Origin of the sequence: Methylorubrum podarium, assembly GCF_022179745.1 — a bacterium.
Lineage (GTDB): Bacteria > Pseudomonadota > Alphaproteobacteria > Rhizobiales > Beijerinckiaceae > Methylobacterium > Methylobacterium podarium.
Window position 1 is genome coordinate 1 of sequence record NZ_BPRD01000033.1, and the last position, 5,308, is coordinate 5,308.

6 protein-coding genes are annotated in these 5,308 nt (G+C 71.3%); all 6 read right to left on the reverse strand.

From position 1 onward, the window contains the following. Positions 1 to 1,338, reverse strand: a 1,338-nt coding sequence (gene kdpA / locus MFF42_RS01635; RefSeq protein ID WP_238254016.1) for a potassium-transporting ATPase subunit KdpA, incomplete at its 3' end; no start/stop codon positions are given. 45 nt (positions 1,339 to 1,383) lie between these two features. Continuing rightward, positions 1,384 to 1,473 (reverse strand): K(+)-transporting ATPase subunit F, encoded by a 90-nt coding sequence (locus tag MFF42_RS01640; RefSeq protein WP_183437366.1) that lies wholly within the window; start codon positions 1,471 to 1,473, stop codon positions 1,384 to 1,386. Between the two features lie 445 nt (positions 1,474 to 1,918). Beyond that, on the reverse strand, positions 1,919 to 3,331 hold the full coding sequence (gene pyk / locus MFF42_RS01645) for a pyruvate kinase (RefSeq protein WP_238254018.1): 1,413 nt from the start codon (positions 3,329 to 3,331) through the stop codon (positions 1,919 to 1,921). A gap of 233 nt (positions 3,332 to 3,564) precedes the next feature. Then, positions 3,565 to 4,662, reverse strand: coding sequence for an ACR3 family arsenite efflux transporter (gene arsB / locus MFF42_RS01650; RefSeq protein ID WP_238254020.1), 1,098 nt, complete (start codon positions 4,660 to 4,662; stop codon positions 3,565 to 3,567). A gap of 10 nt (positions 4,663 to 4,672) precedes the next feature. Beyond that, positions 4,673 to 5,110 (reverse strand): arsenate reductase (glutaredoxin), encoded by a 438-nt coding sequence (arsC, locus tag MFF42_RS01655; RefSeq protein ID WP_238254023.1) that lies wholly within the window; start codon positions 5,108 to 5,110, stop codon positions 4,673 to 4,675. Further along, positions 5,103 to 5,308, reverse strand: a 206-nt coding sequence (locus MFF42_RS01660; RefSeq protein ID WP_238254025.1) for an ArsR/SmtB family transcription factor, incomplete at its 5' end; no start/stop codon positions are given. The genes MFF42_RS01660 and arsC, both read right to left, overlap by 8 nt.

Genomic DNA, 5,308 nt, shown 5'->3' on the forward strand with positions numbered 1-5,308 from the left:
CTCCTCCAGGGCCGGCAGCACCGTGGCGAGCGCGGTGCCGCCCAGCATCATCAGCGGCAGGCACAGGATGGCGAGCATGGCCATCTTGACCTCGCGCGCCTCGATCTTCTTGCCGAGGTATTCCGGCGTGCGGCCGACCATCAGGCCGGCCACGAAGATCGCCACGATCACGAAGACCAGCATGCCGTAGAGGCCCGCGCCGACGCCGCCGACGATGATCTCGCCGAGCTGCATGTTGAGCATCGGCACGAGGCCGCCGAGCGCCGTGAACGAGTCGTGCATGGCGTTGACCGCGCCGCAGGAGGCGGCGGTCGTCACCACCGCGAACAGGGCGGAGGCCAGGATGCCGAACCGGACCTCCTTGCCCTCCATGTTGCCGCCGGCGAGCCCGAGCCCGTTCAGGACGGGGCTGCCCGCCGCCTCGCTGGCATAGGTCATCGCGACGCCGGCCAGGAACAGCACGCCCATGGCGGCCAGGATCGCCCAGCCCTGGCGCTCGTCCCCGACCATGCGGCCGAAGACGTTGGTGAGGGCGGCGCCGAGGGCGAAGATCGAGACGATCTGGACGAAGTTCGCCAGCGCGGTGGGGTTCTCGAACGGGTGGGCGGCGTTGGCGTTGAAGAAGCCGCCGCCGTTGGTGCCGAGCATCTTGATCGCGACCTGGCTCGCCACGGGGCCGACCGCGATGGTCTGCCGCGCGCCTTCCAGGGTCGTGGCGTCGACGTAGGCGCCAAACGTCTGCGGCATGCCCTGAGAGACCAGGAACAGCGCGTAGACGAGGCAGATCGGCAGCAGCACGTAGAGGGTGCAGCGGGTGAGATCGACCCAGAACGAGCCGACCGTCCTGGCCGAAGCGCGACTGAACCCGCGGATCAAGGCGACGGCGAGAGCGATGCCGGTGGCCGCGGAGAGGAAGTTCTGGTGCGTCAGCCCCAGCATCTGGGAGAGGTACGAGAGGGTGCTCTCGCCACCGTAGTTCTGCCAGTTGGTGTTGGTGACGAAGCTCGCCGCGGTGTTGAAGGCGAGGTCCGGCGCCACCGCCGCCTGGCCCATGGGGTTGAGCGGCAGCCCGTCCTGCAGGCGCAGCACCGCGTAGAGCAGCACGAAGCCGAGTACGTGGAAGACGAGCAGGGCGAGGCCGTAGCCGAGCCAAGTCTGCTCGTGGCGCGCGTCGATGCCCGCGAGCCGGTAGAGCCCGCGCTCGACCGGAGCGAGCAGGGGCGAGAGGAGGGTGCGCTCGCCGGTGAAGACGCGGGTCATGTAGAGCCCGAGCGGTTTCACCAGCGCGAGAACGACCGCGCAGAACAGCGCGATCTGGATCCATCCGTCGAGAGTCATGGGGGGATTGGTCCGTCAGGGCCGCTCGGAACCGCCGGGCATCGCTCAGAAGCGTTCCGGGCGGACGAGGGCGAAGGTGAGGTAGGCGAGGAGCCCCGCGGTCACGAGGGCGCCCAGGGCGAGGTCGAGGGTCATGAGAGCCTCTCAGAGGCGCTCGCAGAGCGCGGCGTAGCCCGCGGCCAGGCCGAAGAAGGCGAGGCCGCCGAGCAGGAAGACGAGGTCGAGCATGGGGTGCGTCCGTATCCGTCCGGCCGTCGGCGGCGGGACGCCCCGCAGCCGATCCGGGCCGGCCCCGAATGTGGACGGGAACCGCGTGAGGGTTCGAGAGGGAGAGGAGGGCGATCCTATAAGGATCGCATCAGGATCGGGCGGGATCCGGGTCCGGCGCGGTCAATCGACGGTCCGCCCGGGCCGGTGCTGCCGACGCGGCGCGGCGGGCGGCTCCTAGGAGCGCTTGGGCTCCTCAGCCGGAGGCGACACGAAAGCCGACCCCTTCGGACCAACGAGCCGGCGCGACCTGTGCGAGATCCAGACCGCGTCCGGCGGGCCTTCGATGATCGGGCCGATCGGGTTTGCCGCCTTAGATCTGGATCAGGCGGATGTTGTTGGTGTTCCCCGACGTATGGAACGGGATGCCGGCCGCCGTCACGATGAGGTCGTGGGGCTTGGCGAACCCTTCCGCCTGCGCGTGGCGGCAGGCGTCGGCCGTCATCGCCTCGTAGGTGTCGACGTCGTCGGTGCGGACGCTGTGCGCGCCCCAGAGCAGGCTCAGGCGGCGCGAGGTGCCGACATCCGGGGTCAGCGCCAGGATCGGCACCGCCGGCCGCTTGCGCGCGACGCGGGCCGCGGTCGTGCCGCTCGCCGTGTAGGCGACGATCGCCGCTGCGTGGACGGCCTCGGCCAGCACCGCCGTCGCCGTCGCCACGGCGTGCGGCGGGGTCTCCTCCTCGCCGGGCTCGGAGGCCGCGATGATCGAGCGGTAGAGCTTGTGCCGCTCCACCGAGCGGATGATCCGGTCCATCATCGCCACCGCCTCGACCGGGTAGCGGCCGCTGGCCGATTCCGCCGAGAGCATCACCGCGTCGGCGCCGTCGTAGATCGCGGTCGCCACGTCGGACGCCTCGGCCCGGGTGGGTGCCGGCGCGCTGACCATCGAGTCGAGCATCTGCGTCGCCACCACCACCGGCTTCACCGCGAGGCGGCAGGCGCGGATCAGCTCCTTCTGCCGGCCCGGCACGTCCTCGTGCGGGATCTCGACGCCGAGATCGCCGCGGGCGACCATCACGGCGTCGGACAGGCGGATGATGTCGTCGATCCGCTCCAGCGCCTGCGGCTTCTCGATCTTGGTCATGATGCCGGCGCGGTCCCCGATCAGGGCGCGGCCCTCCAGCACGTCGGAGGGCTTCTGCACGAAGGAGAGCGCCACCCAATCGACCCCGAGTTCGAGGCCGAAGGCGAGGTCGGCGCGGTCCTTGGCCGTGAGCGGGGAGAGGTCGAGCAGCGTGCCGGGCAGGTTCACGCCCTTGCGGTTCGACACCGTCCCGCCCGTGATCACCTCGGCCTCGATCGTGCCGTCCCCGAGGCCGACGACCCGCACCCGCACCCGTCCGTCGTCGATCAGCAGGTCCTGCCCCGGCACGACCGCGGCGAAGATCTCCGGATGGTGCAGCGGGATGGCGTCCTTGCCGCCGTCCGTCCCTTCGAGCACGAAGCGCACCCGCTCGCCCGCGGCGAGGTCGAGCCGTCCGTCCCGCACCGTGCCGACGCGGATCTTGGGTCCCTGGAGATCCTGGAGGATGCCGATCGGGCGCCCGACCTCGGCTTCGAGGGCGCGGATCGCGGCGTGGATCCGCGCATGATCCTCTTGGACGCCGTGGCTGAAGTTGAGCCGGAAGGTGTCGACGCCGGCCAGGAACAGGGCCTTCAGCATCTCCGGCGTGTTGGTGGCCGGGCCGACGGTGGCGACGATCTTGGCGTAGCGGTGACGGCGCATGCTGGGCTCGGCCGATCACGGCCGCCTCTGTCGGAGTGGATCAGGCGATCAGAGTCGCGCGGACGCCGCTCACATTGGTCAGGATCGGCCGAAGGCGACCCCGCGCGGGACCGAATCGGCGATCGAATCGGCGACCGAATCGGCGACCGAATCAGGGTCGGGCCGGGGGCGGTCGCGCCGAGCCCGGCGGGGGACGGACGCGGCCGACGACCCGCCGCCCGCGCGGGCCCGGCTCAGGCCTCGCGAGGCGCGTGCTTCGGGGCGGCTTCCTGGCCCGCCCCACCTTTGCCCGCCACGCCCTTGCCCGCCGCACCCCGCTCGTACCAGCCCCGGCTGCGGTTCACGATCCACACGACCGAGAGCATCACCGGCACCTCGACGAGCACGCCGACCACGGTCGCGAGCGCCGCGCCCGAGTGGAAGCCGAACAGGCTGATGGCGGCGGCCACCGCGAGTTCGAAGAAGTTCGAGGCGCCGATCAGGGCCGAGGGGCCGGCGACGCAGTGACGCTCGCCCGCGGCGCGGTTCATGAGGTAGGCGAGCCCCGAGTTGAAGTAGACCTGGATCAGGATCGGCACGGCGAGCAGGCCGATGACCGCCGGCTGGGCCAGGATCTGCCCGCCCTGAAAGCCGAACAGCAGGACCAGGGTGGCCAGCAGCGCCGCCAGCGAGACCGGTCCGAGCCGGCGGAGCAGCCGGTCGAGCGCGGCCGGGCCGCCGGAGGCGAGCAGGCTGCGGCGCAGGACCTGCGCGACGACGACCGGGATCACGATGTAGAGCACCACCGACAGGACCAGCGTGCCCCAGGGCACGGTGATGGACGAGAGCCCGAGCAGCAGGCCGACGATGGGGGCGAAGGCCACCACCATGATGGTGTCGTTCAACGCCACCTGGCTCAGGGTGAAGTGCGGCTCGCCGCGCGTCAGGTTCGACCACACGAACACCATGGCGGTGCAGGGCGCGGCCGCCAGGATGATGAGGCCGGCGATGTAGCTGTCGATCTGGTCCGCCGGCAGGTAGGGCCGGAACAGGGTGCCCACGAACAGCCAGCCCAGCGCCGCCATCGAGAAGGGTTTGACCGCCCAGTTGATGAACAGCGTCACGCCGATGCCGCGCCAGTGCCGCCCGACCTGACGCAGCGAGGCGAAGTCGATCCGCAGCAGCATCGGGGTGACCATCAGCCAGATCAGGACGGCGACGGGCAGGTTCACCCGGGCGATCTCGGCCGCGCCGACGGCGTGGAAGAGGCCGGGCAGGGCGTGGCCCAGCGCGATGCCGGCCGCGATGCACGAAGCCACCCAGAGGGTGAGGTATCGTTCGAACAGGGACATGTGCGCCTCCTCAGGCGCCGGCGACGCGGCGGCCCTGCGCGTCGATGACGGGCTCGCCGTCCTCCTTCGCGAACTCGCCCCGCTGCGGGGGCAGCAGGTCCAGCACCGCCTCGGACGGCCGGCACAGGCGCACGCCCTTCGGACTCACCACCAGCGGCCGGTTGAGCAGGACCGGGTGCGCCGCGACGGCGTCGAGGAGCTGCGCGTCGGTGAGCGCCGGGTCGCCGAGCCCGAGCTCGGCATAGGGCGTCCCCTTCTCGCGCAGGACGTCCCGGACCGAGAGGCCGGCACGCGCCAGCATCTGCCGGATCAGCGCCCGGCTCGGCGGCGTCTTCAGGTACTCGATCACGTGCGGCTCGATGCCGGCGTTGCGGATCATCGCCAGCGTGTTGCGCGAGGTACCGCAGGCCGGGTTGTGGTAGATCACGACGTCGAACGCCTCAGGCATGGGCGGTGTCTCCGCTGGGGCAAGCGCAGGCGGACAGGGCCGCCAGCGCGGCGTCGCAGACCTCCGGCCGTCCCTGGCAGCAATCGCGCATCAGGAAGGCGATCAGGTCGGACAGGCCGGCATAGGCGGCGCTGTAGACGACCGACTTGCCCTCGCGCCGGGAGGTGATCAGCCCGGCAAGGACGAGGGCCTGCCCGT

Bases quoted from the DNA above. Each gene is read 5' to 3' on its own strand.
- arsB (WP_238254020.1), bottom strand. From the start codon at position 4,662: ATGTCCCTGTTCGAACGATACCTCACCCTCTGGGTGGCTTCGTGCATC.
- pyk (WP_238254018.1), bottom strand. From the start codon at position 3,331: ATGCGCCGTCACCGCTACGCCAAGATCGTCGCCACCGTCGGCCCGGCC.
- MFF42_RS01640 (WP_183437366.1), bottom strand. From the start codon at position 1,473: ATGACCCTCGACCTCGCCCTGGGCGCCCTCGTGACCGCGGGGCTCCTC.
- arsC (WP_238254023.1), bottom strand. From the start codon at position 5,110: ATGCCTGAGGCGTTCGACGTCGTGATCTACCACAACCCGGCCTGCGGT.